This is a genomic window from Streptomyces sp. NBC_01622, from assembly GCF_045209635.1.
Lineage (GTDB): Bacteria > Actinomycetota > Actinomycetes > Streptomycetales > Streptomycetaceae > Streptomyces.
The window spans coordinates 8,887,869-8,911,873 of the sequence record NZ_CP109293.1; the positions used below are offsets into that span (position 1 = coordinate 8,887,869).

Annotated in this window: 21 protein-coding genes and 1 tRNA gene; 11 read left to right on the top strand and 11 right to left on the bottom strand. The window is 70.8% G+C overall.

Annotated elements, in window-relative coordinates:
• Positions 1 to 186: 186 nt before the first annotated feature.
• The 4 genes from OH768_RS41220 to OH768_RS41235 all read left to right on the top strand — a co-directional run bounded on the left by OH768_RS41220 (position 187) and on the right by OH768_RS41235 (position 4,276).
• Entirely contained in the window at positions 187 to 1,137 is a 951-nt protein-coding gene (locus tag OH768_RS41220; RefSeq protein ID WP_406461529.1) for a hypothetical protein, read from the top strand.
• 115 nt (positions 1,138 to 1,252) lie between these two features.
• Positions 1,253 to 2,806 carry an APC family permease gene (locus OH768_RS41225; RefSeq protein ID WP_406461531.1) on the top strand — a complete coding sequence of 518 codons (1,554 nt, stop codon included), beginning with the start codon at positions 1,253 to 1,255 and terminating at the stop codon, positions 2,804 to 2,806.
• 113 nt (positions 2,807 to 2,919) lie between these two features.
• Positions 2,920 to 3,657: a molybdopterin-dependent oxidoreductase gene (locus tag OH768_RS41230; RefSeq protein ID WP_406461533.1), complete on the top strand. Its 738-nt coding sequence runs from the start codon at positions 2,920 to 2,922 to the stop codon at positions 3,655 to 3,657.
• Entirely contained in the window at positions 3,641 to 4,276 is a 636-nt protein-coding gene (locus OH768_RS41235) for a cytochrome b/b6 domain-containing protein (RefSeq protein WP_406461534.1), read from the top strand. The genes OH768_RS41230 and OH768_RS41235 overlap by 17 nt, the downstream gene beginning before the upstream one ends.
• Before the next feature lie 6 nt (positions 4,277 to 4,282).
• On the opposite strand, the gene OH768_RS41240 is transcribed toward OH768_RS41235, so the two are convergent.
• From OH768_RS41240 to OH768_RS41265, 6 genes are all read right to left on the bottom strand, one after another.
• Positions 4,283 to 5,038 carry a hypothetical protein gene (locus OH768_RS41240; protein ID WP_406461536.1) on the bottom strand — a complete coding sequence of 252 codons (756 nt, stop codon included), beginning with the start codon at positions 5,036 to 5,038 and terminating at the stop codon, positions 4,283 to 4,285.
• Between the two features lie 203 nt (positions 5,039 to 5,241).
• On the bottom strand, positions 5,242 to 6,480 hold the full coding sequence (locus tag OH768_RS41245; RefSeq protein ID WP_406461537.1) for a hypothetical protein: 1,239 nt from the start codon (positions 6,478 to 6,480) through the stop codon (positions 5,242 to 5,244).
• A 315-nt stretch (positions 6,481 to 6,795) separates the two neighbouring features.
• Positions 6,796 to 7,821 (bottom strand): L-idonate 5-dehydrogenase, encoded by a 1,026-nt coding sequence (locus OH768_RS41250; RefSeq protein WP_406465662.1) that lies wholly within the window; start codon positions 7,819 to 7,821, stop codon positions 6,796 to 6,798.
• A 23-nt stretch (positions 7,822 to 7,844) separates the two neighbouring features.
• Entirely contained in the window at positions 7,845 to 8,603 is a 759-nt protein-coding gene (locus OH768_RS41255) for an SDR family oxidoreductase (RefSeq protein ID WP_406461538.1), read from the bottom strand.
• Positions 8,604 to 8,613: 10 nt separating this feature from the next.
• A complete protein-coding gene (locus tag OH768_RS41260) occupies positions 8,614 to 10,011 on the bottom strand; it encodes a gluconate:H+ symporter (RefSeq protein ID WP_406461539.1) in 1,398 nt (465 codons plus the stop codon).
• 55 nt (positions 10,012 to 10,066) lie between these two features.
• Positions 10,067 to 10,585 (bottom strand): gluconokinase, encoded by a 519-nt coding sequence (locus OH768_RS41265; protein ID WP_406461541.1) that lies wholly within the window; start codon positions 10,583 to 10,585, stop codon positions 10,067 to 10,069.
• Positions 10,586 to 10,715: 130 nt separating this feature from the next.
• Between OH768_RS41265 and OH768_RS41270 the strand changes: the two genes are divergently transcribed.
• Positions 10,716 to 11,417 (top strand): FadR/GntR family transcriptional regulator, encoded by a 702-nt coding sequence (locus OH768_RS41270; protein WP_406461543.1) that lies wholly within the window; start codon positions 10,716 to 10,718, stop codon positions 11,415 to 11,417.
• Positions 11,418 to 11,422: 5 nt separating this feature from the next.
• On the opposite strand, the gene OH768_RS41275 is transcribed toward OH768_RS41270, so the two are convergent.
• Positions 11,423 to 11,803 (bottom strand): YchJ family protein, encoded by a 381-nt coding sequence (locus OH768_RS41275; RefSeq protein WP_406461544.1) that lies wholly within the window; start codon positions 11,801 to 11,803, stop codon positions 11,423 to 11,425.
• Between the two features lie 156 nt (positions 11,804 to 11,959).
• On the opposite strand from OH768_RS41275, the gene OH768_RS41280 reads away from it, so the two are divergent.
• Positions 11,960 to 12,106, top strand: coding sequence for a hypothetical protein (locus OH768_RS41280; RefSeq protein ID WP_406461546.1), 147 nt, complete (start codon positions 11,960 to 11,962; stop codon positions 12,104 to 12,106).
• Between the two features lie 489 nt (positions 12,107 to 12,595).
• Here OH768_RS41280 and OH768_RS41285 read toward each other — a convergent pair whose 3' ends face one another.
• Positions 12,596 to 13,939, bottom strand: a complete 1,344-nt coding sequence (locus OH768_RS41285) for a M1 family metallopeptidase (RefSeq protein WP_406461548.1) — start codon at positions 13,937 to 13,939, stop codon at positions 12,596 to 12,598.
• An 80-nt stretch (positions 13,940 to 14,019) separates the two neighbouring features.
• On the bottom strand, positions 14,020 to 17,886 hold the full coding sequence (locus tag OH768_RS41290) for a Pls/PosA family non-ribosomal peptide synthetase (protein WP_406461549.1): 3,867 nt from the start codon (positions 17,884 to 17,886) through the stop codon (positions 14,020 to 14,022).
• A 493-nt stretch (positions 17,887 to 18,379) separates the two neighbouring features.
• Here OH768_RS41290 and OH768_RS41295 point away from each other — a divergent pair, with 493 nt between their 5' ends.
• The gene (locus OH768_RS41295) at positions 18,380 to 19,627 is read left to right on the top strand and encodes an MFS transporter (RefSeq protein ID WP_406461551.1); all 1,248 of its coding nucleotides are present in this window, start codon (positions 18,380 to 18,382) and stop codon (positions 19,625 to 19,627) included.
• Positions 19,624 to 20,457 (top strand): class I SAM-dependent methyltransferase, encoded by an 834-nt coding sequence (locus tag OH768_RS41300; protein WP_406461552.1) that lies wholly within the window; start codon positions 19,624 to 19,626, stop codon positions 20,455 to 20,457. Before OH768_RS41295 ends, OH768_RS41300 begins: the two co-directional genes overlap by 4 nt.
• Positions 20,458 to 20,532: 75 nt before the next feature.
• Here OH768_RS41300 and OH768_RS41305 read toward each other — a convergent pair.
• Positions 20,533 to 20,620: transfer RNA gene (locus OH768_RS41305), tRNA-Leu, on the bottom strand.
• Positions 20,621 to 20,819: 199 nt separating this feature from the next.
• Between OH768_RS41305 and OH768_RS41310 the strand changes: the two genes are divergently transcribed.
• From OH768_RS41310 to OH768_RS41320, 3 genes are all read left to right on the top strand, one after another.
• Positions 20,820 to 22,145 carry a M20/M25/M40 family metallo-hydrolase gene (locus OH768_RS41310; RefSeq protein ID WP_406461553.1) on the top strand — a complete coding sequence of 442 codons (1,326 nt, stop codon included), beginning with the start codon at positions 20,820 to 20,822 and terminating at the stop codon, positions 22,143 to 22,145.
• Between the two features lie 160 nt (positions 22,146 to 22,305).
• Positions 22,306 to 22,539, top strand: a complete 234-nt coding sequence (chpH, locus tag OH768_RS41315) for a chaplin ChpH (RefSeq protein WP_019066065.1) — start codon at positions 22,306 to 22,308, stop codon at positions 22,537 to 22,539.
• Between the two features lie 156 nt (positions 22,540 to 22,695).
• Positions 22,696 to 23,709 carry a chaplin gene (locus OH768_RS41320; protein ID WP_406461555.1) on the top strand — a complete coding sequence of 338 codons (1,014 nt, stop codon included), beginning with the start codon at positions 22,696 to 22,698 and terminating at the stop codon, positions 23,707 to 23,709.
• Between the two features lie 88 nt (positions 23,710 to 23,797).
• Here the strand turns inward: OH768_RS41320 and OH768_RS41325 are convergent, their stop codons facing one another.
• Positions 23,798 to 23,986: a DUF5703 family protein gene (locus tag OH768_RS41325; RefSeq protein WP_005485166.1), complete on the bottom strand. Its 189-nt coding sequence runs from the start codon at positions 23,984 to 23,986 to the stop codon at positions 23,798 to 23,800.
• Between the last annotated feature and the right edge of the window lie 19 nt (positions 23,987 to 24,005).

Consider the following 24,005-nt stretch of genomic DNA (forward strand, 5'->3'; position numbering starts at 1 on the left):
GCTGGGGAGCGTACCGTCCCGGGTAGGGGTTGTGGCAACAAGTGCCTTTTGCGTGAAGGTAGTTGACAGGAGTAACAGCCGTTCGGCACTTGACGTGAAGTGTTGGCTGGGGGTTTGCTGTGCGTGATCGGCCGATGGCACGCCGATGTCCCACAGCGTCGCGTGAGGATCGTGAGGAATACCCGGGTGTCCCCACCCCCGCCACCCCTCGGACGCCGCCACAAACGTGCGGCCCAGGCATTCGACGCCGCCCTCGACGACGGAGAACTCGTCGCCGCGCGCGCCGCGTTGGCCCAGGGACGCTGGCAGGCGGTGCGCGGCCTGCTCGCCCGGACGGGCGACGAGTGGGATCTGCGCGCCCACCGGGTCACCGTCCTCGCTCTGGAGTCCTACACCACCGCCTGGGCCCGTGACTGGCTGCTCGCCGAGCCCGAGTCCGCCGACGCCTCCGTACTGCTCGCCCTCGCCATGGTCCAGCGCGTACTGGCCGGCAAGGAGAAGCCCGTCCGGGCCCGCGACGCCTGCCGTACAGCGGCGGCCCGCGTGCCCGCCGATCCGACGCCCTGGCTCGGAATGCTCCTCCTGGAGCACAGCCTCGGCACCGACGAGGGCGTCGTCCAGCTCTTCGACGAGGTCCGCCACCGGCACGCCGACCACCACCACGCCCACCACCTGATGGTCGCCAGGCTGGCCGAGCGCCGGGCCACCGCCGGCCTCGACCCGCTGCACGAGGTCTACGACTTCGCCTACTGGGCCGCCGAACAGGCCCCCGCCGACTCCCCGCTCGCCATCCTGCCGGTCATCGCGCACGCGGAGCGGTACCGCGTGCTGGCCACCGCCGGCCTGGAACCCGCCGACCCGGCCGCCTCCGGGCACTGGTCCGGCCGCCGGGCCCGGCAGGTGATGAAGGCAGCCTTCGACTGGTGGCTGGAGTGGGAGCACGAAGGCCATCCGCGCCGCCTGGTCGACCTCAACTTCCTTGCCCACGCCAAGTACTGCGAGGGCCGCAGCGCCGAGGCCGCCGCCCTGTTCCACCGCATCGGGGACCACCCGACCGCGGCCCCCTGGTCCTACCCGGACCGTGACCCGCTCACCGCTTTCCGCACCGCGCGCGACCATGCGCTCGGTACGACGTAACGCCCCCGTACCGACGGCTCGGTAGCGATGAAACGCGACCGTAGCAACGCCGCCGTAGCGAAGTAACGCGACCGTAGCAACGAACCCGTAGCGACCCCGAAAGGACGTTCCCGCCATGACGACGGGCAGTTCCAGCACGAGCAGCGCCACCGCGGACGGCGGCGGCAGCGGCATCAGCACGTTCAGAGGGCAGGAGCGCGCGCTGCGCGCCGACCGCCTCGGCACCGGAGGCCTGCTGCTCTCCGTGCTCGCGGCGACCGCGCCCCTCATGGTGGTCGCGGGTGTCATGCCCACCACATTCGCGGTGATGGGCATCGAAGGGCAGCCCCTGCTCTTCGTCCTCCTCGGCGTCGTCCTGGTCCTCTTCAGCGTCGGCTACGCCGAGATGAGCCGGCACGTCCACAACGCCGGCGCCTTCTACGCGTACATCTCCCGAGGCCTCGGCGGTACCGCCGGCGCGGCTGCGGCGCTGGTGGCACTGGTCGCGTACAACGCCCTCCAGGTCGGCATCTACGGCATCTTCGGCTTCGAGGTATCCGGATTGTTCTCCACCTACGCCGACCTCCAAGTGGCGTGGTGGATACCGGCGTTGGTGGCCGTGGCCGTCGTCGGCGGGCTCGGCTGGCTGAAGATCGACGTCAACGCGCGCGTGCTCGGCGTGCTGCTGATCGTCGAGGTCGCGCTCGTCGTCATCTTCGACATCGCGGCCGTCGCCGACCCCGCCAAGGAGGGCCTGTCCCTGCACGCCTTCAACCCCGACACGCTCAGCGGCGCCGGGGTCGGCACCGCCCTCTGCTTCTGCATCGCCGCCTTCCTCGGCTTCGAACAGGCCCCGGTGTACGCCGAGGAGACCAGCCGCCCGCACATCCTGGTGCCGCGCGTGATGTTCCTGGCCGTCAGCGGCGTCGCCGTCTTCTTCGCGCTCAGCTGCTGGGCGCTCACCGTCGCGACCGGACCCTCCCAGATCGTCGGCGTCTCCCAGAAGCAGAGCGCGGGCCTGCTCTTCTACCTCACCGATTCCCGGCTCGGCAGCACCTTCACCGACGTGCTCCACGTCCTGTTCGTCACCGGCATGTTCGCGGCCATGCTCAGCTTCCACAACGTCGTCGCCCGGTACGCCTTCGCCATGGGCCGCGAGGGCCTGCTGCCGTCCGCCTTCGGCCGTACGACGGGCTCCAGCGGCGCCCCCGGCACCGGCTCGCTGCTGCAGACCGCCGTGTCCGCCGTGATCGTGATCGTCTTCGCGGTCGTCGACGACAAGCCCACCGGCGACCCGACCGAACCGGTCCTGCACCTGTTCACCTGGTTCGGCAACATCGGCGCCCTCGGCGTGATCCTGCTGATGGCCGCCGCCTCCCTCTCGGTGATCGTCTTCTTCGCCCGCCGCGGCTCCGCCGGCGCCCAGGCCTGGCGGCTGGTCACCTCCGCGCTGTCCGGCATCGCCCTGGTCGTCATCGCTGTCTACACCGTCAAGGACTTCGACGTCCTGGTGGGCGCGGGCCCCGGCTCGTCCCTGAGCTGGATCCTGCCAGGCATCGTCGGCCTCGCCGTGCTCGTCGGCCTGGCCCAGGGCCTGTTCCTGCGCTCCCGCAACCCCGAGGCGCACGCCCGCATCGGGCTCGGCAACGAGGCGTTCCAGCTGGACAAGGCGGCCACGGAGACACCGTAGGAACCTGTGGGCGAGCTGTCGTTGCTGAGAAGCACGTAAGAAGTGGTTACGGAAGTCTGACGAGCATCCGCGATCCCTGGCCGCGCCGGGGTCGCGGGTGTTCGAATGAACGCGTGAACCCTGAACCAACCGAGGAGGAGCAGGAGGCGCAGGGCCGGCCCATCGGCCGCCGTGTCCTCCTCGGCACCCTCGGCCTGGGCGCCCTCGGCGTCGTGTCCGCGCCCGTCCTGCAGAAGGGCATGGACGGGTTCCTGGGCGCCGTCTCCGGCAAGGACCCCACCGGGCTGACCGGACTGCTCCCGAACGGCGGCGGCTTCCGCTACTACTCCGTCACCGCGTCCGTGCCGAACAGGAACGCCGAGAACTACCGGCTGACCGTCGACGGCCTGGTCGACAAACCGGCGACCTACACCCTGGCCGACCTGCGCGCGATGCCGCAGACCCGGCTGGTCAAGGACGTCCAGTGCGTCACCGGCTGGCGGGTCCCGGGGACCCCCTTCGAGGGGGTGCGACTGTCCCGGCTCCTGGACGCCGCGGGAGTGCGCGCCAAGGCCGGGGCGGTCCGCTTCACCTGCTTCGACGGCGCCTACACGGAGAGCCTCACCCTCGACCAGGCCCGCCGCTCCGACATCCTGGTCGCGCTGCGCATGCAGGACAAGCCCCTGGGCCACGACCACGGCGGCCCGGTCCGCCTCTACGTCGCCCCCATGTACTTCTACAAGTCCGCGAAGTGGCTCTCCGGCATCACGGTCACCGAGCAAGTGAAGCCCGGCTACTGGGAGGACCGGGGCTACGACGTCGACGCCTGGGTCGGCAAGTCGAACGGACGCGACGATGACCCTACGAGCTGAAGCCCACGCCCCTGCCACGGAGCCGTCGTCCCGCGTCCGCCGCTTCGGCCGCACCGACCGCTGGGTGCACCGGACGACAGCCGCGCTGATGGGCATCTGCGTGGCCACGGCGGCCTGTCTCTACATCCCGGAGTTCGCCGAACTCGTCGGCCGCCGCCAACTCGTCGTCCGTATCCACGAGTTGGCCGGGGTCGCGCTCCCCGTACCCATCCTCTTCGGCCTCTTCTCCCGGGGCTTCCGCGTCAACCTCGGCTTCCTCAACCGCTTCGGCCCGCACGACCGGGTCTGGCTGCGCGGCGCCCTGATGCGCGACAAACGCCGATCGGCCCGCCCGGCCGACAAGTTCAACGCCGGCCAGAAGATCTACGCCAACTGGATCGCCGGCGCGAGCCTGGTGATGCTCGGCACGGGCCTGATGATGTGGTTCACCCACCTCACCCCGATCATGTGGCGCACCAGCGCGACCTTCGTCCACGACTGGCTCGCCCTCACGATCGGCATCGTGCTGGGCGGCCACATCGGCATGGCGCTCGGCGACCCGGAGGCACGTGCGGGCCTGCGCACCGGGTCGGTGAGCAGGGAGTGGGCGAAGCGGGAACACCCCCTGTGGAAGCCGTGAGCGCGGTCAGCATTCCCCGGCCCGGTAGCCGTGCCCGCTGACGTACTCCACACGCAGCCCGGGGTCCCCGTCCCGCAGCACGTAGAGGGTGCCGTCCCAGGGGGCCCAGTACCGCGGTACGAGGAACAGGCGGTCGCCCGAGACGTGGAACAGGCGCAGCCCGGCATACCGGAAGTGGTAGGGGCTGCCCTTTTCCGCGACGGCCGAGACACAGCTGCCGCCGCCGCGGATCAGCAAATCCTGCTTGCTGAACACGACGACTGCCGGGAACCCGTCGGCGACCGTGGCGGTCGTCTCGGCGGCGCGGCCCCGGCCGACGATCTCCGCGTACGCGTACACCGCCCAGAACAGTGAGACGACGGCGACCAACAGGGCCGGCACCCAGATACGCGCCGCTCTGCGCCGGTCGGCGGGCCGCGTGTACGCGTACGCGCTCAGCAGCACGCCCGCGAGGATCGCCAGCGGGACGACGAGATTCAGGGCGCCCGGAGCGACGTAGTAGAGGGCGAGCAGCGGGAGCGACGGCAGCCAGGCGTACCGCAGGACGCGCAGCACCCGCGCGGTGCGCTCCGGGTCGCGCTCCTCCCGGTGGTGCAGGGCCGCTGCCGCCATCCACACGGCTGCCGCCACGAGCACCGGGAAGTAGAGCGCGTCCACGCTGCGCAGCAGGTAGTCGGCGGTGGAGAACCGGAAGAGCGTGTCCCGCAGTCCGAGGGCCCGTGTCTCGGCGTCCGTGCTGGCCCAGCCGAAGTAGAAGAGCACGGCCGTGAGGAGGGAGAGGAGCGAGCCGACGGTGCCGAGGAACTCGACCCATTTCGGGGGGCCGGGGCCGGGGGTGGGGAGCGGTTCGGGGGGCGGCTCCGGTGGATCGGGCGGGAGCGGTGGGTCCGGTCGGCTCGGCGGGTCCGGTGGGATCGGTGGGCCTGGCGGCTCCGGTGGGTCCGGCGGTTCCGGTGCGGGGGCGTTCACCGGGAGCGGGCGGCGCCGGTCGAGGGGGATGTCACCGGGGAGGTGACCGGCGAGTCGTCGGGGGAGCCGGGAGCGACGAGGGTGAAGGCGTTCTTCAGGGTCACCGGCTTTCCCCCGTTGTGGGAGAGACTCACGGCGACCTTGTGCCCGTAGCTTCCCGGTCCCGGATCCGGGACGACGACCTCGAAGGTCAACTGGTCGGGTGGTTCGGTCGTGGGGTCGGGGTCGTGTCCGGGGAGGTCGGCCGGCGTACCGGCGATGGTCATCGTGCTGGCACCGCCCAGCAGCTCCACCTTGTCGAAGTAGAGGTCGCCGACCGTGACGGTGATCGTGTCGCCCGGCTTGGCCGCGCCGTCGGCGCCCGCCTTCACGGAACCGATCCGGAAGCGGCAGACCGCTCCACCGCCGCCCGGTGTGGAGGCCTTCAACTTCACGGTGGTGGAAGGGTGTTGTCCGTGAAACCGCAGGATTCCGCCGAGCGCGGTGTACGCGGCACCGCTCTTGCAGCCTTTCAACCTGCCCTGGAGCGCGGCGTAGTCCGAGGCCGCGAGATCCCAGTCGCCGCCCTGGCCCTGCACGGCCTTGCATGCCTCGGCGAGTCCGCGGAGCACCCGCCAGTCGACGCTGGGAGGACCGGCCGGGATCTGCTTGGAGGTGTCCGCACAGCTCGCCGGCTTCTCACCGAGCAGGTCGTAGACGACCTCGGGGTCGATCTCCGTGTCGGTGTTGGGCGAGTGCGGCCCGGGCGGTAACCAGGCGGGGCCTTCTATGCTGCCGCCACCACCGCCACCGCTTGTATGACCCGAACCGCTCGAACTACCCGAACTACCCGATCCGCTGGGCCCGTTGGACCCGTTGGACCCGTTGGACCCACCCGATCCGCCCGAGCCACTGGACCCGCCCGAGCCACCGGACCCACCGGAACTCCCCGAGCCGCTCGTTCCACTGCCACCGTTGCCGTCGGGCGCCTTCCAGGTGGGCATGCCGCCGCCCGTACTGCCACCCGTACCGCCGGTGCTGCCCGAGCCGCCCGTGCCACCCGTGTCCCCGGTCCCGCCCCCGTCCTGCCCTCCGTTCGCGGTCCCGCCGGCGACACTCGTGCCCCCGTCGCTCCCACCTCCGGACGACTTGCTCGCGTTGTCCCCGTCGCCACCGCCGCACGCGGCCGCGGTCCCGATGGCCAACGCCCCCGCGAAACACAGCGCCGATATGCGCACGCCGAGAGAAACCTCCATGACGCCCCCGATGCGGTCGCCCCCGGGCTTGCCTTGCCGGGCCGGTGGCCGCGCGCGGGCCCCAGTGGGTTCCCTCATGATGGGACGGGCCGCCGCGCCCGGGAAGGCAATGCGCCCAAGATGCGAGAGCAGGGGCGAATCGATGCTCGGGAGGCAAGCCGAGGGGCCGACGACTGGGCTCAGGAGGCGAATCAGGGGGGGCGATGCCTGGGCTCAGAGGGCACGCCAAGGCCGCGAGGCCCGGGCTCAGGAGTCGAGCCCGGCGGCGCGGCTCGACTCAGGGCGCGAAGCCCAACAGCACCTCGCAGGACCGGCTCAGCCCCCGAAGTCCAGCAGCACCTTGCAGGACCGGCTCCGGTCGGCCGCCAGCGTGAACGCCGACTCGGCGTCCCGGACCGGTACCACCGCGCTGACGAGCGCGTCGAACGCGGGCTCCACCGCGAGGAGTCGGAGCGCGTCGTCGAACTCCGTGTCGAAGCGGAACGCGCCCCGCAGTTCGATCTCCCGGCTGACCACCAGATTCCCCGCGAAGGGACTCTGCCCCGGCGGCAGCATCCCGAGCTGCACGACCACCCCGCCCCGCCGCACCAGCCGCAGACAGGTGTCGAGCCCGGCCGCCACCCCGGACGCCTCGATGGCCACGTCGACCTCCGACGGCCACCCGGAGTCGTCCGGATCATCGGCCCGTACGACGGTGTCGGCACCGGCCGCGGTGGCGTAACTCAGCGCCGCCGGGAGCAGATCGGTGACCGTGACGTGTGCCGCGCCGGCCGCCTTCGCCGCCGCGACGACCAGACAGCCGATCGGACCCGCGCCGGTGACCAGCACACGCCGTCCGGTCACGTCCCCGGCCCGGCGTACGGCGTGCAGGGCGACGGAGAGCGGTTCGGCGAGGGCGGCCCGGCGCAGCTCCAAGCCGTCCGGGATCGGCCTCAACTGGTCGGCGGGGACGGTGACTTGGGCCGCGAATCCGCCCTGTACGTGCGGAAAGCGGGCCGCGCTGCCCAGATACGCGGTGTCCCGGCACACGTTGCGCCGCCCTTCCGCGCACTCTGGGCAGACCCCGCACGGGCTGGCCGGGTGCACGGCAACTGCCGTACCGGGGCCGGGACCTGAGCCTCCGGGGCCGTAGGACAGGACCGTGCCGACCACCTCGTGGCCGAGCAGCATCGGTTCCTTGAGGCGGAAGTCGCCGACGCCGCCGTGGCGCCAGTAGTGGAGGTCGGAGCCGCAGACGCCGCCGTAGCGGACGGCGACCAGGGCCTGGCCGGGGCCGGGCTCGGGGACCGGCAACTCCTCGACCCGCAGGTCGTCCTGACCGTGGATCACACAACCCAGCATGTCCGGCACGATGATGTCCCCTTTCACAGCACGCTCGTCATACCGCCGTCGACGTACAGCACCTGTCCGCTCACGAAGTCCGCGGCGGGCGACGCCAGGAACAGCACCCCGCCCACCAGGTCCTGCGTGGTGCCCCAGCGGCCTGCCGGGGTCCGCTTGCGCACCCAGGCGCTGAACTCCTCGTCCTGGACGAGGGGTTGGGTCAGTTCCGTCTCGATGTAGCCGGGGCCCAGGCCGTTGACCTGGACGCCGGACGGACCCCAGTCGGCGCACATGCCCTTGGTGAGCATCTTCAGGGCGCCCTTGGTGGCCGCATAGGGCGCGATGCCGGGGCGGACCACCTCGCTCTGCAGCGAGCAGATGTTGATGACCTTCCCGTGGCCGCGTTCCGTCATCCGCCGGGCCGTCTCACGGCCGACCAGAAACGCGCTGGTGAGGTTGGTGTCGATGATGCGGTGCCAGTCGGAGTCGGTGAACTCCAGAAGCGGGGCGCGCAGTTGCATGCCCGCGTTGTTGACCAGGATGTCCAGCGGGCCGACCCGCTCCTCAACGTCGGCTATTCCAGCGGCTACTGACGGGCCGTCGGTGACGTCGAAGGCCGCCGTGTGGACATCGCCGGACAGTTCGGCGGTGGCCTTGGTGAGCCGTTCGCCGTCCCGGCCGTTCAGGACGACCGTGCAGCCGGCCTCCAACAGGCCCCGGGCGAGGGCGAGTCCGATGCCCCGGCTGGAACCGGTGACCAGGGCCGTACGGCCACTGATGTCGAAGAGAGGATGACTCATTCCCGTACCCCTAGATGATCAGCGAGAGGAGGAGGACCAGTCCGCCGGCGACCACCGAGATGATCGTCTCCATGACGGACCAGGTCTTGAGGGTCTGGCCGACGCTCAGGCCGAAGTACTCCTTCACCAGCCAGAATCCGGCGTCGTTGACATGGCTGAAGAAGACCGAGCCCGCACCGATCGCCAGCACGAGGAGGGCGGTGTGGGTGCTCGACATGTCTGCGGCCAGCGGCGCGACCAGACCGGCCGCCGAGATGGTGGCCACCGTCGCCGAACCGGTCGCCAGCCGGATCGCCACCGCGATCAGCCAGGCGAGCAGCAGCGCCGGGATCGACCAGTCCTTGGAGATGTCCAGGATCATCTGGCCTACGCCGGAGTCGATCAGCGTCTGCTTGAAGCCGCCGCCCGCGCCGACGATGAGCAGGATGCCCGCGATCGGCATCAGCCCCTTCTCGACGGTCGAGGACAACCGCTCCTTGGTGAAGCCGGCCGGGCGGCCCAGCGTGAACATCCCGACGATCACGGCCGCGAGCAGCGCGATCAGCGGGGAGCCGATGACGTCGAAGACGCGCTGAACGGTGTGCTCGGGGTCGTCGACGATGATGTCGACCAGCGCCTTGGAGAGCATCAGCACGACCGGCAGCAGGATCGTGGCGAGGGTCGCGCCGAAGCCGGGACGGTTCTCCAGGTCCTCGGAGGGGCGCTGCGGGAGCATGCGGTCCGGCGCCTGGACGTCCACCCAGCGGGCGGCGACCTTCGAGAACAGCGGCCCCGCGATGATGACGGTCGGGATCGCGACCAGTACGCCGAGCGCGAGGGTCAGCCCGAGGTTGGCCTCGACGGCGTCGACGGCGACGAGCGGCCCGGGGTGCGGCGGAATGAGGCCGTGCATGACGGACAGACCGGCGAGCGCCGGGATACCGATCCGCATGAGCGAGTAGTTGCCGCGCTTGGCGACCATCAGTACGACCGGGATCAGCAGCACGATGCCGACCTCGAAGAACAGCGGCAGCCCGATCACGGAGGCGATCAGCACCATCGCCCACGGCATGGACCGGGGGCTCGCCTTCGCGAGGATCGTGTCGACGATCTGGTCCGCGCCGCCGGAGTCGGCGAGCAGCTTGCCGAGGATCGCGCCCAGCGCGATCAGCACACCCACACCGGCGACGGTCGAACCGAGTCCGGTGGTGAAGCTGGTGATGGCCTTGTCCAGCGGCGCCCCGGCGAACGCACCGAGCGCGAGCGAGCCGATGGTCAGCGCCAGGAAGGCGTGCATCTTGAACTTGGTGATGAGCAGGACGATGACGGCGATGCCCGCCAGTACGGCTATGCCCAGCTGTGCGTGGCCGGCCGAGGTGATGGGCTCGACGGGGTCCGCTGCCAGCATCTCGACGCCGAGTCTGGTCACGGTGGATTCCTTGCGGATACGGAGGGAAGGGGGAGGGGATTACAGGCGTCAGGTGTCAGACGGTCGGCTCGGGGACCTGCTCCAGTGCGGTCATCGCCCGTTCGGCGATCTGCTCCGGGCTGCCCGTGACGTCCACGGCGACACCCGCCTCGTCGGCCTCCAGCGGCTGGAGCGTGGCGAACTGGGAGTCGAGCAGGGCGGTCGGCATGAAGTGCCCGTGCCGGTGCGCCATCCGGTCCTCGACGAGCGCGCGGTCGCCGGTGAGATGCACGAAGACGACCCCGGGGGCGGCGGCCCGCAACCGGTCGCGGTACGACCGCTTCAGCGCCGAGCTGCTGACCACTCCGCCGAGCCCCGCCCGCCCGTGCGCCCAGGAGCCGATGGCGTCCAGCCACGGCCACCGGTCCTCGTCCGTCAGCGGATGCCCGGCCGACATCTTGGCGATGTTGGCCTGCGGGTGGAAGTCGTCGCCCTCGGCGTACGGCACGCCGAGCCGGGCCGCGAGCAGGGGACCGATGGTGGTCTTCCCGGTGCCCGCTACGCCCATCACCACGACGACATGGGGGGTACGCATCGCTGCCTCACTGTCTCCGTCGACACCTGATGTCGAACCCACTGAAACCGATTAGGTACGACGAATTCAAGAGTCTGTGACATATAAGTCTGACTTTTTGGTTCGGTGACGCGACCCGTACGCTGAGTGCATGACCACTCCGGGCCGCGGGTTGCACGGCCGTGTACTCGACTCCCTCGGCCCCGCCATCACCGCGGGTGAGTACCCGCCGGGCAGCGTCCTGCGCACGGACGAGCTCGCCAAGGACTTCGAGGTGTCCCGCTCCGTGATGCGCGAGGCGGTCCGCGTCCTCGAATCCATGCACCTGGTCGAGTCCCGCCGCCGAGTGGGCGTCACCGTCCGCCCCAAGGCCGAGTGGAATGTCTACGACCCACAGGTCATCCGCTGGCGCCTGGCCGGCGCCGACCGCCCGCACCAACTGCGCTCACTCACGGTGCTGCGCTCCGCGGTCGAGCCGATCGCGGCGGGCCTCGCGGCCAAGTTCGCCACGGCGGAGCAGTGCGCGGAACTCACCGAGTGCGCGATCGGCATGGTGGCCAACTCACGCGGCCACAAACTGGAGGCCTACCTCGTCCACGACGTGGCCTTCCATCGGGTGATCCTCGCCGCCTCCGGCAACGAGATGTTCGCCCGCCTCGGCGACGTCGTCACCGAGGTCCTGGCCGGCCGCACCCACCACGAGGTCATGTTCGAGGACCCCGACCCGGCCGCCGTCACCCTCCACGTCCAGGTCGCGGAGGCGGTCCGCGAGGGCGACGCGGTCCGCGCGGAGACCCTGACCCGCGAGATCACGATCGGCGCCCTCCAGGAACTGGACATCCTGGCCCCGTAGTCGACCTACTCCAGGAACTCCCCGTCGACGTACACCCACGCCCCGTCGACCCGCTCGAACCGACTCCGCTCATGGATCGAGCCGCCCTTGTAGGACGCCCGGAATGTCACGGTCCCCGCCGAGTGAAACGCCGACCCACCGCTCGTCTCCAGAATCTCCAGCCCCGTCCACCGCATCCCCGGGTCCAGATCGAGGGGCGCGGCGGGACGCGTCCTCGGATGCCAACTGCGCAGCAGATACGGCGCGTCCAACCGCACGAAGGCGCTGTAGCGCGAGCGCATCAACGCCTCGGCGGTGGGGGCGGCGGCGGTGCCTGAGTGGTAGCGGCCGCAGCAGTTGTCGTAGGGGGTGGGGAGGCCGCAGGGGCAGGGGGTGGGTCGGGGCATGGGGACCATTGTGCCGGGGTGACGCTGAGAGGCAGGGCCGCGTAGGCCAGATCGACGCTCGACCGCGTGAATCGGAGCCATTTGCGGGCGAGTGTCGCGCAGGCGAGAAGCTGCGGTTCCGTGTTCTCTGGCGCACCTTCGGCAGGTGTTGCCTTGATGAACTGCACCAGCAGGGCACCGGTGACCCGGGTGCCGATCTGCTTCACGAACCTCGGCGGGAGGATCCACTCGACCCCCATGTACGGGGTCTCCTCGACCTTGTGGTGGACCCTCCTGACGTACCACTCGTGTCTCGGCATCTGAGGCGCGCTGCGCGCGGTCAGGTGGGCGGCGACGGCCGCTGCCATGGCGAGTACCGGGAAGTTGCCGGCGGCTGCCGTGACCTCACCGACCGCCTTCACGACGGGTGCGGCCGTGTGCAGGTCCTCAGCCAGAGTGGATCGCCATGCCCGCTCATCCTTGACCGGTGGCAGGTGATAGACGACCGCCTGGAGGTCCTTCACCCGCCAACTGCCCACGGCCGGGAATAGCAGCTGGACCCTCAGGTGCGGCGGTGCATCCCCGGTGTACCCGAGCGCCCAGACGTACAGATTCGCCGTGAAGGGATGGTCTTGGTGATTCTCCCTGGCGAAGATCCGCTCCAGCGGAATGGACTGCGGCTCGGTCTCCCCGTAGACCTCCAGCCACTCACCTGTCTCTGCGAACAGCCGGGCCCATGCTGACGCCATGACCTCACCCCCGTGAAGTCACTTGATACTCCGTCAGTTCCCCACTCGCAACGGACTCGACAACTCAGACCGCGATCCCCGTCTCAGCCGAAGGCATCGGCGGCAGCCGCGTCCCATACACCCACGCCTCGAAGAGCTGATCCAAGGGCTCCGAGCTGAACCGGGACGCATGAGACGTGAACGTCGCCGTAGTCACCGTGCCATTGCGGTGCACGCTCGCCCAACTCCGCAGCATGCGGAAGAACGCGATGTCGCCCAGCGCGCAGCGCACCGCGTGGACGGTGACGCCGCCGCGTTCGTAGAGGCGGTCGTCGAACATGGACTTGCGGCCGGGGTGGGCGAGGCGCAGGTCCTGGGGGAGGGTGGAGAGCAACCGGTGTGCGGCGGCGGCGTGTTGGTGGGCGGTGCGGCCGCCGGAGCGCTCGGACCACAGCCATTCCGCGTACTTGGCGAGGCCCTCGTTCAGCCAGATGTGCCGCCAGTCGGCGATGGAGACGCTGTTGCCGAACCACTGATGGGCCAGCTCGTGCGCGACGAGCCGTTCCGAACCCCGGGCCCCGTCAACGTGGTTGGCGCCGAACAGCGACAACCCCTGTGCCTCGACGGGGACATCGAGTTCCTCCTCCGTCACCACGACCGCGTACTCGTCGAAGGGGTACGGGCCGAACAGCTCCTGGAACAGCTCCATCATCGCGGGCTGCCGCGCGAAGTCCCTTGAGAATTCCGGGAGTAGGTCCGACGGGATGTGTCCGTGCTGCGGGACTCCGCCCAGACCCGGGTCGCCCAGCAGCACCGTCTGGTACTTCCCGATCGACAGCCCGACGAGATAACTCGACGTCGGCGCCGACTGTTCGTACACCCACGTGGTCGTCGAGGCCTTCGTCGTGCGCGTCAGGAGTCTGCCGCCTGCCACCACCGCGTATGCCGACGGCGTCGTGATCGAGATCTGGTACGACGCCTTGTCCGCGGGCCGGTCGTTGCACGGGTACCAGGACGGCGCCCCGATCGGCTGGCTCGCCACCAGCGCGCCGTCCGTCAGCTCCTCCCAGCCGAGGCCGCCCCAGGGGCTGGCGACCGGCTTGGGGTTGCCCGACCAGTGCACCTCGACGGTGAACGCGGCACCGGCCCGCAGCGGCTTCGCGGGCCTGATGCGCAGCCGGCCGCCGCGGTGCGTGTAGTGCGGCTGGCGGCCGTCCACCCGGATCCGGCCGATCTTGAAGTCGCCCAGGTTCAGCTGGAATTCGGGCAGCGGAGCACGGCCCGCTATGGCGTTGATACGCGCCGTGCCGGAGAGACGGTTCGGGCCGGGGCGGTAGTCCAGCGCCAGCTCATAGCGGTGCACCCGGTAGCGGGCATCGCCGTTTGCCGGGAAATACGGGTCCGGACCCGCCGCCTGCTGAACGGTCACTGCTGCGTCTGCTCCCTGCGCTGTGCTCGTATCTCGTACCCGTGCACCGCCCTCCGAAGCCGACGCCTCGCGACCCGTGTTCAGGATCGCCATGACTCGATCGGATTGCCCAGCCAGCGGGTGTCGTCCGGAACGGACTCCGCCGCCATCACGAGCGATGCGGGGCCCAGAGTGGTGCGCGCCCCGACCTCGCTGCCGGGCAGGACGATTCCGCCAGGACCCAGCGTCGCGCCCTCACGGAGGACCACAGTATCCGTCCGCAAGATCCGGTCGTGGAAGAGGTGGGTCTGGAGCACACAGCCGCGGTTCACCGTCGAGGCGTCCTCCAGGGTCACCAGGTCGGTCTCGGGCAGCCAGTAGCTCTCCACCCAGACGCCCTTGCCGATGTGCGCGCCGAGCCCGCGCAGCCAGGCCGTCAGCACCGGAGTGCCCGGCACGGAACCAGCCAGCCACGGCACCGCGACGACCTCGACGAAGGTGTCCGCCAGTTCGTTGCGCCACACGTAACCGCTCCACAGTGGGTGCTCGGCACCGCGGTGCCGCCCCACGAGGGTCCACTTGGCCACGATCGAGATCAGACCGGCCGCAGCGCCCACCGCCAGCAGCACGAGCCCCGACAACAGCGGCGCCCACACACCCAGCGCGCACAGCGCCGCCACCGTCAGCACGGCCAGGCCCGCCGAGCAGAACACCGGCACGATCCGGCACAGCTCGACCAGCCCGCGCGCCCACAGTAGCCGGGCCGGCGGGTCGTAGGTCCGGCTCTGGTCGCCGCCGCTCGTGCTCCGCGGCAGCTTCACCGGCGGCAGCCCCAGGTACGACGTGCCCTTCTTCGCCTTCTTCGGCGTCGCCGACAGCACCCCGACGAGCCCGCCGTCCGGCACGCTCCGCCCGGGCGCGGTCATCCCGGAGTTCCCGAGGAACGCCCGCCGCCCGATCTCGGCCCGCCCGATGTGCACCCAGCCACCACCGAGTTCGTACGGCGCGGTCAACGTGTCGTCCGCCAGGAAGGCACCCTCACCGACGGTCGTCAGGCTCGGCAGCGCGAGCACGGTCGACACCTCGGCGCCCCGCCCGATCCGCATCCCGAGCAGCCGCAGCCACACCGGAGTGACGAGCCCGGCGTACAGCGGGAACAGGGTCTCGCGGGAGAGGTCCATCAGCTGCGTGACAGTCCACGCCTGCCAGCCGATGCGGCTGTGCGTGGGGTGCGTGCCCTCGCGCAGGCCGAGGCTGAGCAGCCGTACACCTATCAGAATCAGCAGCGCGTACGTCAGCCCGAAGGCGAGCGTCGCCGGGACCAGGGCCAGGGACGCGCCCCGCAGGGCCTCGCCGAGACCGTCGCCCGGTACCACGAACAGGCTGGTCACCAAGAGCGCGACGGCTCCGGCGACCACCGGGAGCATGGTGAGCGCGAAGCCCGTCATGCCGTACATCACGCGCCAGTACGTGCCCCGCTGCGGGCGCTGCTTGGGCCAGTTGCGCTTGGCCTTGCCGAGCTTGACGGCGGGCGCGCCCGCCCAGCGCTGGCCGGTCGGGACGGTGCCGGTGACGGCCGAACCCGGCGCCACCTCGGCCCGCTTGCCCACCCGGGCGCCGGGGAACAGCATGCTGCGCGTGCCGACGACGGCGTGCGCGCCGACCTTGACCGGGCCGACCTCCAGACGGTCGCCGTCCAGCCAGTAGCCGGAGAGGTCCACCTCGGACTCGACGGCGGCACCCCGGCCCAGCTTGAGCATGCCGGTGACCGGCGGCAGGGAGTGCAGGTCGACGTCCGGGCCGACCTTGGCGCCGAGGGCGCGCGCGTACCGCTCCAGCCAGGAGCCGGTCAGCGAGGTCGCCCCGCTGAACTCGGCCAGCCGCTCCGCCGCCCACAGCCGCAGATGGACGCTGCCGCCACGGTCGTAGCGTCCCGGCTTCACGCCACGCAGCAGCAGGCGCGCACCGCCCGCCGCGATCGCCAGTCGGCCGGGCGGGCTGAAGAGCAGCAGGGCGCCGACGGCGACCAGCCACCACGAGGCGGTGGGCAGCCAGGCGTAGCCGCCCAGTACGTTGCCGAGCGCGGCCAGGGCCACTGTCCAGCGCAGGCCGGCCAGGGTGAACAGGGGGACCAGCGCGAGGAGTTGGATCACCTTGGCGCGCGTCGGCACCGGGGCGATCACCCGTGCCGTGCCGTCGCCCTGCGCCGAGTCCTCCAGGTGCCGGGCCAGCTTGCGGAGCGTGGGCTGCTGGTAGATGTCGAGGACGGCCGCGCTCGGGTAACGGGTGCGCAGCCGTGTCGTGAGCTGGGCGGCTGCCAGGCTGCTGCCGCCGATCGCGAAGAAGTCGTCGGCCGCGCTGCCCACGGGGATGCCCAGGACCTCGGCCCACTGCTCGGCGAGCCAGGCCTCCGTGCCGTAGAGCTGCTCCTTGGCGCCGCCGGTCTCCAGGCCTTCGAGCGGCCACGGCAGTGCGTTTCGGTCGACCTTGCCGGAGGTGCGGGTCGGGAGGTCCTGGACCGGGGCGATCAACGGGACGAGGGCGGCGGGCAGTTCGGCGCGCAGCTTCTCGACGGCGGAGGGCTGGTCCCAGCCCTCCTGGGTGACGACATAGCCGACGAGAAGTTGGTTGCCGCTGCGGGCAGTTCGTACGGCGGCGGCCGCGCCCGCGACTCCGGGCAGTGCCTGGAGGGCCGCGTCGACCTCGCCCAACTCGATCCGGCGTCCGCCGAGTTTGATCTGCTCGTCGGCCCGGCCGAGGAAAATCAGGCCTTCGGGCTCGGCCTTGACCAAGTCGCCGCTGCGGTACGCCCGTTCCCAGCCGAGCGATTCGAGGGGCGCGTACTTCTCGGCGTCCTTCTCGGGATCGAGGTACCGGGCGAGACCGACCCCGCCGATCACCAACTGGCCGCTGCCGCCCATCGGTACGGGCACCCCGGCCTCGTCGACGACGGCCAACTCCCAGCCGTTCAGGGGGAGTCCGATGCGGATCGGCTCGTCACCGGTCATCAGGGAGGCGCAGGCCACGACGGTCGCCTCGGTCGGGCCGTAGGTGTTCCAGACCTCGCGGCCCTCGGTGACCAGCCGCTGCACCAGTTCGGGCGGGCAGGCCTCACCGCCGAAGATCAGCAGGCGTACGTCGTTCAGCGCCTCGGGCTCCCACAGGGAGGCCAGGGTCGGCACGGTCGAGACGACGCTGATGTCCTGGTCCACCAGCCAGGGGCCGAGGTCGGCGCCGCTGCGGACCTGGGAGCGCGGCACGGGCACCAGGCAGGCGCCGTAGCGCCAGGCCAGCCACATCTCCTCGCAGGACGCGTCGAAGGCCACGGACAGGCCCGCCATGACCCTGTCACCCGGACCGATGGGGTCGTCGGTGAGGAACAGTGCCGCCTCGGCGTCCACGAAGGCCGCCGCGCTGCGGTGCGAGACGGCGACGCCCTTGGGCTTGCCGGTGGAGCCGGAGGTGAAGATGATCCACGCGTCCTGCTCGATGCCGGGCCGGGCGGCCGGGGCGTCGCTGTGACCGAGCACGGTCAGTGCGTGCTCGGCACCGATCACGGCCCGCACGTCGGCCTCGCCGAACACCAGCTCGGCCCGCTCGTCCGGGTCCTCGGCGTCGACGGGGACATAGGCGGCGCCGGCGGCGAGGACGGCGAGGATCGCGATGTAGAGGTCGTTGGTCCCGGACGGGACGCGCACGCCGACCCGGTCGCCGAGGCCGACACCGGCGGCGGCCAGGGTGCGGCGCAGGGTCTCGACCTCGACGGCCAGCGCGCGGTAGGTGAGGCGGACGGTGCCGTCGTCCAGGGCGAGCTCGTCGGGATACGAGCGCACCGAGGCGTCGAAGATGTCGACGAGCGTGCGGGGCGAGGCGGCGGGTGCCGCGGAGAAACGAGCCGTATCGCCGAACTGGGTGCGGATCTCTTCGTCGAGCAGGCCGAGAGCACTGCTCTCGTGTATGGCTGCCATCGGTCCTCGCGTCTCAAGCCCGGTAACTTCCGGGGCGCTGGCGGGCCCGCAGGTCTGCCTGGGGTTGTCCAGCTCCAGCTCCGTTCCGTAACAAGCCGGAAATTTTAGTACGACGCTAGGCTCCAGGTCTCCCGGCGGCCACTCGGGGGAGCCGAACGGAGGCGCTCCGTAAGCAACCGGCAACGCTCTGACCTGGTGATCTTCTGATCCAGGGAGACATCCCCCACAAAACCGGCGAGGGCTTCCCGTCGCTTCGGAGGGATCGGGCCGAAGGCCTCCGGCGGGGCGGCGTGCCACATAAGTCGTCGATCGGACAATCCCGGAATGAGATTCGGCCAACTCCCCTGTTAACCCTCTGCGTTCGCACACGAGTCGATGAAGTCGGGGGTTGTCACACGGGACAACCATGAGGCTAAATGGCGAATGAATCGACTCCGGTCGCGGGTCGCCGCCTTGCACCGGGTCTCTCGCAGCGAGGAAGGGGATTCGTCTGGTGGCAGCCGACCGGCCGGTGGGCTATCGGATGCTGTGGGCGGTGACGGAATACCGTGCGGTGTTCGTCGCGAGTGCGCTGTCCTGGACCGGGGACTATCTGTGCAAGGCCGCAGTCACCCTGCTGGTGTACGAGCGGACCAGTTCGGCGCTGGCCTCCGGCGCCGCGTTCGCCGTCGGGTATCTGCCCTGGCTGCTCGCGGGCCCCGTGCTCGCCGCGGTCGCGGAACGGTACCCCGCACGCACGATGATGATCTCCTGCGATCTGATCCGCGCGGTACTCATCGGACTGGTCGCGATTCCGGGCATGCCGATCCCGGTCCTCTTCGTGCTGCTGCTGGCCGGCGGGCTGGCGTCGCCGCCGTTCGAGGCGGCCCGCTCCGCCCAGCTCCCGCAGATCCTGACCGGCGACCGGTATCCGCTGGCCCTGGCCCTCAACAACTCCGTCCTGCACGCCGCGCAGGTCGCCGGGTACGCGCTCGGCGGAGTGATCGCCGGATACAGCCCACAGGTGGCGCTGGCGCTGAACGCCCTCACGTTCGTCGGTTCGGCGCTGCTGCTGCGCCTGTACGTCCGCAAACGTCCCGCGACGCTGACGGCCGCCCGCCGCACCGGCCTGTGGCGCGAGACGGGCCAGGGATACGCGGTGGTGTTCGGCGACCCGCTGCTGCGCGCGATCGCGATCATCACCTTCGGCGTGGTGACCTTCGTGATCGTCCCGGAGGGCCTGGCCGCCGCCTGGGCGTCCGACCTCGGCGGCGGCGGCAGGACCCAGGGCCTGATCATGGCCGCCAACCCGCTCGGCGTCGCCATCGGCGGCCTGGTCCTGAACCGTCTGCTGTCGCCCCGGGTCCGGACCCTGCTGATGCGCCCGCTGGCCGTCCTGGCACCGGTGGTTCTGGTTCCCGCGCTGCTCAACCCGCCACTGGTCGTGGTGGTGGTCGTGGTCACCGTCTCCGGGATAGCCATGGCGCTGTTGCTGCCGGCTGCCCAGACCCTGTTCAAGCAGGCGCTCGCCCACGAATACCGGGCCCGGGCCTTCGGCGTGATGAACGGCGGCGTGCAGCTCGCGCAGGGAGCGGCGATCCTGATCACGGGCGCACTCAGCGAGCGCCTGCCGACCCCGACCGTCATCGGCGCCTGGTGCGCCGCCGGGACCGTGCTGATGCTGCTGGCCACCTTCCGGCCGCTCACCGAGCCCGCCGGGACGGTCGCCGTGCCACCCGTGCTGACCGAGGAGACCGGATGAACACCTCCGCCGTCACGGCTGCCACCGGCGGTGAATCCGGCCAACCTCTGGACCCTGAGGACCCCGGAGACCGCCAGGGCCCCCGGACCGGTGACGCGATCGGGGACCTGTTGCTCGCCGCCCACCAGGCCGCCGCGGACCCGGATACGGCCCCGGTCCTGCAGATCATCGAACGCGACGACGGCTTCGTGAAATCGGCTCCCCTCACCTCCTGGCTCGCACCGATCGACGAGTGGCCCGACGAGGACCGCCAAGCGCTGGACCTGGTCAAGGGCCACCGGGTCCTGGACATCGGTGCCGGCGGCGGACGCGCCGCGCGCGTCCTCATGGAGCGCGGTCATGACGTCACCGCGCTGGACGTCTCGGCCGGCGCGGTGGAGGTGTGCCGGCGGCAAGGCGTGCAGTCACTGGTCCACGGCACGGTCGACGAACACGCCGGGTCCGGGGCGCGCTACGACACCTTCCTGCTGCTCGGCGCCAACCTGGGCCTCCTGGAAAACCGGGAGCGGGCGCCCCGGTTCCTGCGCGCCCTGGCCGCGATGGCCGCACCCGGTGCCGTCGTCATCGGCCAGGGCCACAACATGACCGACTCCCAGGACCCGCGGCAGCTGCTCTACAACCGGCGGAACCTGCGCGCGGGCCGTATCGCCGGTCAGCGCACCCTGCGGATCCGCTACGGCGACGTGACCACCCCCTGGTTCGACTACCTGTGCCTGGCCCCCCGCGAACTCGCCGAGCTGGCCAACGGAACCGGCTGGCAGCTCACCGACACCGCCCCGTCCGACACGGTGACCGACTACATCGCCACCCTCACGTTGGCATCCGACTGAACGTCGTACCGCCACAGTCCTGGAACGCAAGATCCTGGAACGCAAGAAACCCCACACAAAGTGTGGGGTCTCAGCTGGTGTCCGAGGGGGGACTTGAACCCCCACGCCCGATAAAGGGCACTAGCACCTCAAGCTAGCGCGTCTGCCATTCCGCCACCCGGACAAGGTGTCTGTCGCGCGTGGTTTCCCCGCGGCGACGAAGGAAACATTACCAGGCTTCCAGGGGTGGCCGATCACCCCCTGTTCCCGCCCGCCTCCCGCGTGAACGGCGTGTGACGGGCCCGGACCGCCCTTGGGGTGCGGGCCGGGGAGAGAGAGGATGAGGGACAGGACCACCAGCAGTGACAGTGGGAGGAAGCAGCGTGAGCGACACGGGCACGGCCAAGGGCGTCACCGGCGAGGACGAGGTCGTGGACCTCTGCCGCGAGCTGATCCGGTTCGACACCAGCAACTACGGCGACCACTCGGGCCCGGGGGAGCGCAAGGCGGCCGAGTACGTCGCCGAGCAGCTCGCCGAGGTGGGCCTCGAACCCCAGATCTTCGAGTCGCACCCGGGACGCGCCTCCACGGTCGCCCGGATCGAGGGCACGGACCCGTCCCGGCCCGCGCTCCTCATCCACGGCCACCTGGACGTCGTACCGGCGAACGCGGCGGACTGGACCCACCACCCCTTCTCCGGCGAGGTCGCGGACGGGTGCGTGTGGGGGCGCGGCGCGGTCGACATGAAGGACATGGACGCGATGACCCTGGCGGTCGTCCGCGACCGGCTGCGCAGCGGGCGCCGGCCCCCGCGCGACATCGTGGTCGCCTTCCTCGCGGACGAGGAGGCGGGCGGTACGTACGGGGCGCGGCACCTCGTCGACAACCACCCCGACCTGTTCGAGGGCGTCACCGAGGGCATCAGCGAGGTCGGCGGGTTCTCGTTCACGGTGAGCGAGGAGCGGCGGCTCTATCTGATCCAGACGGCAGAGAAGGGCATGCACTGGCTGAAGCTGACCGTCGCCGGTACGGCAGGGCACGGGTCGATGATCCACCGGGACAACGCGATCACCGAGCTGTCCGAGGCCGTCGCCCGGGTGGGCCGGCACAAGTTCCCGGTGCGGGTCACCAAGACGACCCGGGCCTTCCTCGACGAACTCGGCGACGCGCTCGGCACCCCGCTCGACCCGGAGGACATGGAGTCGACCCTCAAGCGGCTCGGCGGCATCGCCAAGCTCATCGGCGCGACCCTCAGCAACACCGCCAACCCGACGCAGCTGAACGCCGGTTACAAAGTCAACGTCATCCCCGGCGAGGCCACCGCGAACATCGACGGGCGCTTCCTGCCGGGCCACGAGGAGGAGTTCCTCGCCGACCTCGACCGGATCCTCGGCCCCAAGGTCAAGCGCGAGGACGTGCACTCGGACAAGGCGCTGGAGACCTCCTTCGACGGCGCGCTGGTCGAGGCCATGCAGTCCTCGCTGCTCGCCGAGGACCCGACCGCGAAGGCCGTTCCGTACATGCTCTCCGGCGGTACGGACGCCAAGTCCTTCGACGACCTCGGCATCCGCGGCTTCGGCTTCGCCCCGCTCAAGCTGCCGCCGGAGCTGGACTTCGCGGGCATGTTCCACGGCGTGGACGAGCGGGTGCCGGTGGAGGGGTTGAGGTTCGGGGTGCGGGTGCTGGACCGGTTCATCGACGCGTCGTGAGACGCCGGGTGACACCGGTTGACGCCTGAATTCGACCGCGCGTGCGGTAGGCGACTGGGACGAGTGAATGTGCTCATAAGCTCGTAGCTCCATTACTCCCTCCTCGTTACAGGTGATGCGATCGGCAACACGAGATCGCTTTTGCCAACAAGGAGGAATAATGATCAAGAAGGTCGTCGCCGCTGCGGCTGCCACCGGTGGCCTGGTTCTCGCGGGAGCGGGCCTGGCCGTCGCCGACTCGGGCGCTCAGGGTGCCGCCGTGCACTCCCCGGGTGTCGTTTCCGGCAACGTCATCCAGGTTCCCGTGCACGTCCCGGTGAACGTGTGCGGCAACACGATCTCGGTGATCGGTCTGCTGAACCCCGCCTTCGGCAACACCTGCATCAACAAGTGACGTCGCCCCACTGAGGGGTGACCACGTCCTCGGCCCCGGAGCGTGCGCCATGCGCTCCGGGGCCGACGGGTCTTTGCGCGAGAAACCGAGCGGGAAATCGTTCGAGAAGTCGCGCGAGGAATTTCAGTCAGGAATGAAGGCAGGGGGAATTCAGCAATGCGACAGGTCACTCGAAAGAGCTTGATGACCATGGCGGCCGCGACCGGGGTGATCGCCGCCGTGGGCGGTGTCGCCCACGCCGACTCGGGCGCGAGCGGCTCCGCTTCGGACTCGCCCGGCGTACTGTCCGGCAACACCGTGCAGGCACCGGTGCATGTGCCGGTCAACGTCTGCGGCAACACCGTGAACGTGGTCGGGATCCTCAACCCGGCGGTCGGCAACAAGTGCGCCAACCAGGGCGGCGGCAGCGGGCACGGCAACGGGGGTTCGGGGGGTTACGGCAACTCCGGCGGTTACGGCGGCTCAGGTGGGCACGGGGGCTCCGGCGGACACGGCGCGCACGGCGGCTCAGGGGGCTCGTACGCCGGCGGACACACCTCCGGCTCGCCCGGCGTCGGCTCGGGCAACCACGTCCAGGTACCGATCGACGTGCCGGTGAACGTGTGCGGCAACAGCGTCGACGTCATCGGCATCGGCAACGCCGTCACCGGCAACGACTGCGCCAACGGCGGCGGTTGGCACGACGGCGGCCACCACCACGGGACGCCTCCGGGCGGCGGCGGTCACCACGGTGGCGGGGGCGAGAACGGCGGCGGTGGCCATCACGGGGGTGGCGGTCACCACGGGGGTGGCGGTCACCACTGCACGCCTCCGGGCGGCGGCCACGGGACGACCCCGCCGGGGACACCGGGCCACCCGGGCACTCCGGGCCACCCCGGAACTCCCGGTCACCCCGGAACTCCCGGTCACCCCGCAACTCCCACCCACCCGGGCGCCCCCGCTCACCCCGGTTCGCCGGGCGGTATCTCGCCGGGCGCGGGCGGTCACACGCCGACCGGCGCCGCGCACGTCACCCAGCCCGGCGCTGCGCGGTCCGCCGTCCAGTCCCAGGGCGCCCCGCAGCTCGCGCACACCGGCGGCGATGTGCCGCTGGGCCTCGCGCTGCCGGTCGGAGCGGGCGCGCTGCTCGCGGGCGCCGCGCTCTACCGCAGGGCGAAGGCCATGGCGTAGCGCCTGGATCGAGCGCACGGGAACCTGTGATCTGCGCGACGGAGGGGCCCCGCACAGCCGGGGCCCGCTCCGTTTCGCCCGACTCAGCTCACCACGTGGCACGCACCTGGCGGATGATCCGCCGGCGCAGCCGCACCCTGCGGCTGCCGTCGCGCAGCAGGCTCAGTCGGTCCAATTCCCAGTGTCCGTACTCGGCGTGGTCCGTCAGTAGACGTGTGGCGTCCTTGCGGGAGACCCCGCGCGGTACGTACACGTCGACAAATTCGTATTCCGGCATCGCATCTATTGTGCGGGCA

Bases quoted from the DNA above. Each gene is read 5' to 3' on its own strand.
- OH768_RS41225 (WP_406461531.1), top strand. From the start codon at position 1,253: ATGACGACGGGCAGTTCCAGCACGAGCAGCGCCACCGCGGACGGCGGC.
- OH768_RS41235 (WP_406461534.1), top strand. From the start codon at position 3,641: ATGACCCTACGAGCTGAAGCCCACGCCCCTGCCACGGAGCCGTCGTCC.
- OH768_RS41245 (WP_406461537.1), bottom strand. From the start codon at position 6,480: ATGGAGGTTTCTCTCGGCGTGCGCATATCGGCGCTGTGTTTCGCGGGG.
- OH768_RS41250 (WP_406465662.1), bottom strand. From the start codon at position 7,821: ATGCTGGGTTGTGTGATCCACGGTCAGGACGACCTGCGGGTCGAGGAG.
- OH768_RS41255 (WP_406461538.1), bottom strand. From the start codon at position 8,603: ATGAGTCATCCTCTCTTCGACATCAGTGGCCGTACGGCCCTGGTCACC.
- OH768_RS41265 (WP_406461541.1), bottom strand. From the start codon at position 10,585: ATGCGTACCCCCCATGTCGTCGTGGTGATGGGCGTAGCGGGCACCGGG.
- OH768_RS41270 (WP_406461543.1), top strand. From the start codon at position 10,716: ATGACCACTCCGGGCCGCGGGTTGCACGGCCGTGTACTCGACTCCCTC.
- OH768_RS41275 (WP_406461544.1), bottom strand. From the start codon at position 11,803: ATGCCCCGACCCACCCCCTGCCCCTGCGGCCTCCCCACCCCCTACGAC.
- OH768_RS41280 (WP_406461546.1), top strand. From the start codon at position 11,960: ATGAACTGCACCAGCAGGGCACCGGTGACCCGGGTGCCGATCTGCTTC.
- OH768_RS41290 (WP_406461549.1), bottom strand. From the start codon at position 17,886: ATGGCAGCCATACACGAGAGCAGTGCTCTCGGCCTGCTCGACGAAGAG.
- OH768_RS41300 (WP_406461552.1), top strand. From the start codon at position 19,624: ATGAACACCTCCGCCGTCACGGCTGCCACCGGCGGTGAATCCGGCCAA.
- chpH (WP_019066065.1), top strand. From the start codon at position 22,306: ATGATCAAGAAGGTCGTCGCCGCTGCGGCTGCCACCGGTGGCCTGGTT.
- OH768_RS41320 (WP_406461555.1), top strand. From the start codon at position 22,696: ATGCGACAGGTCACTCGAAAGAGCTTGATGACCATGGCGGCCGCGACC.
- OH768_RS41325 (WP_005485166.1), bottom strand. From the start codon at position 23,986: ATGCCGGAATACGAATTTGTCGACGTGTACGTACCGCGCGGGGTCTCC.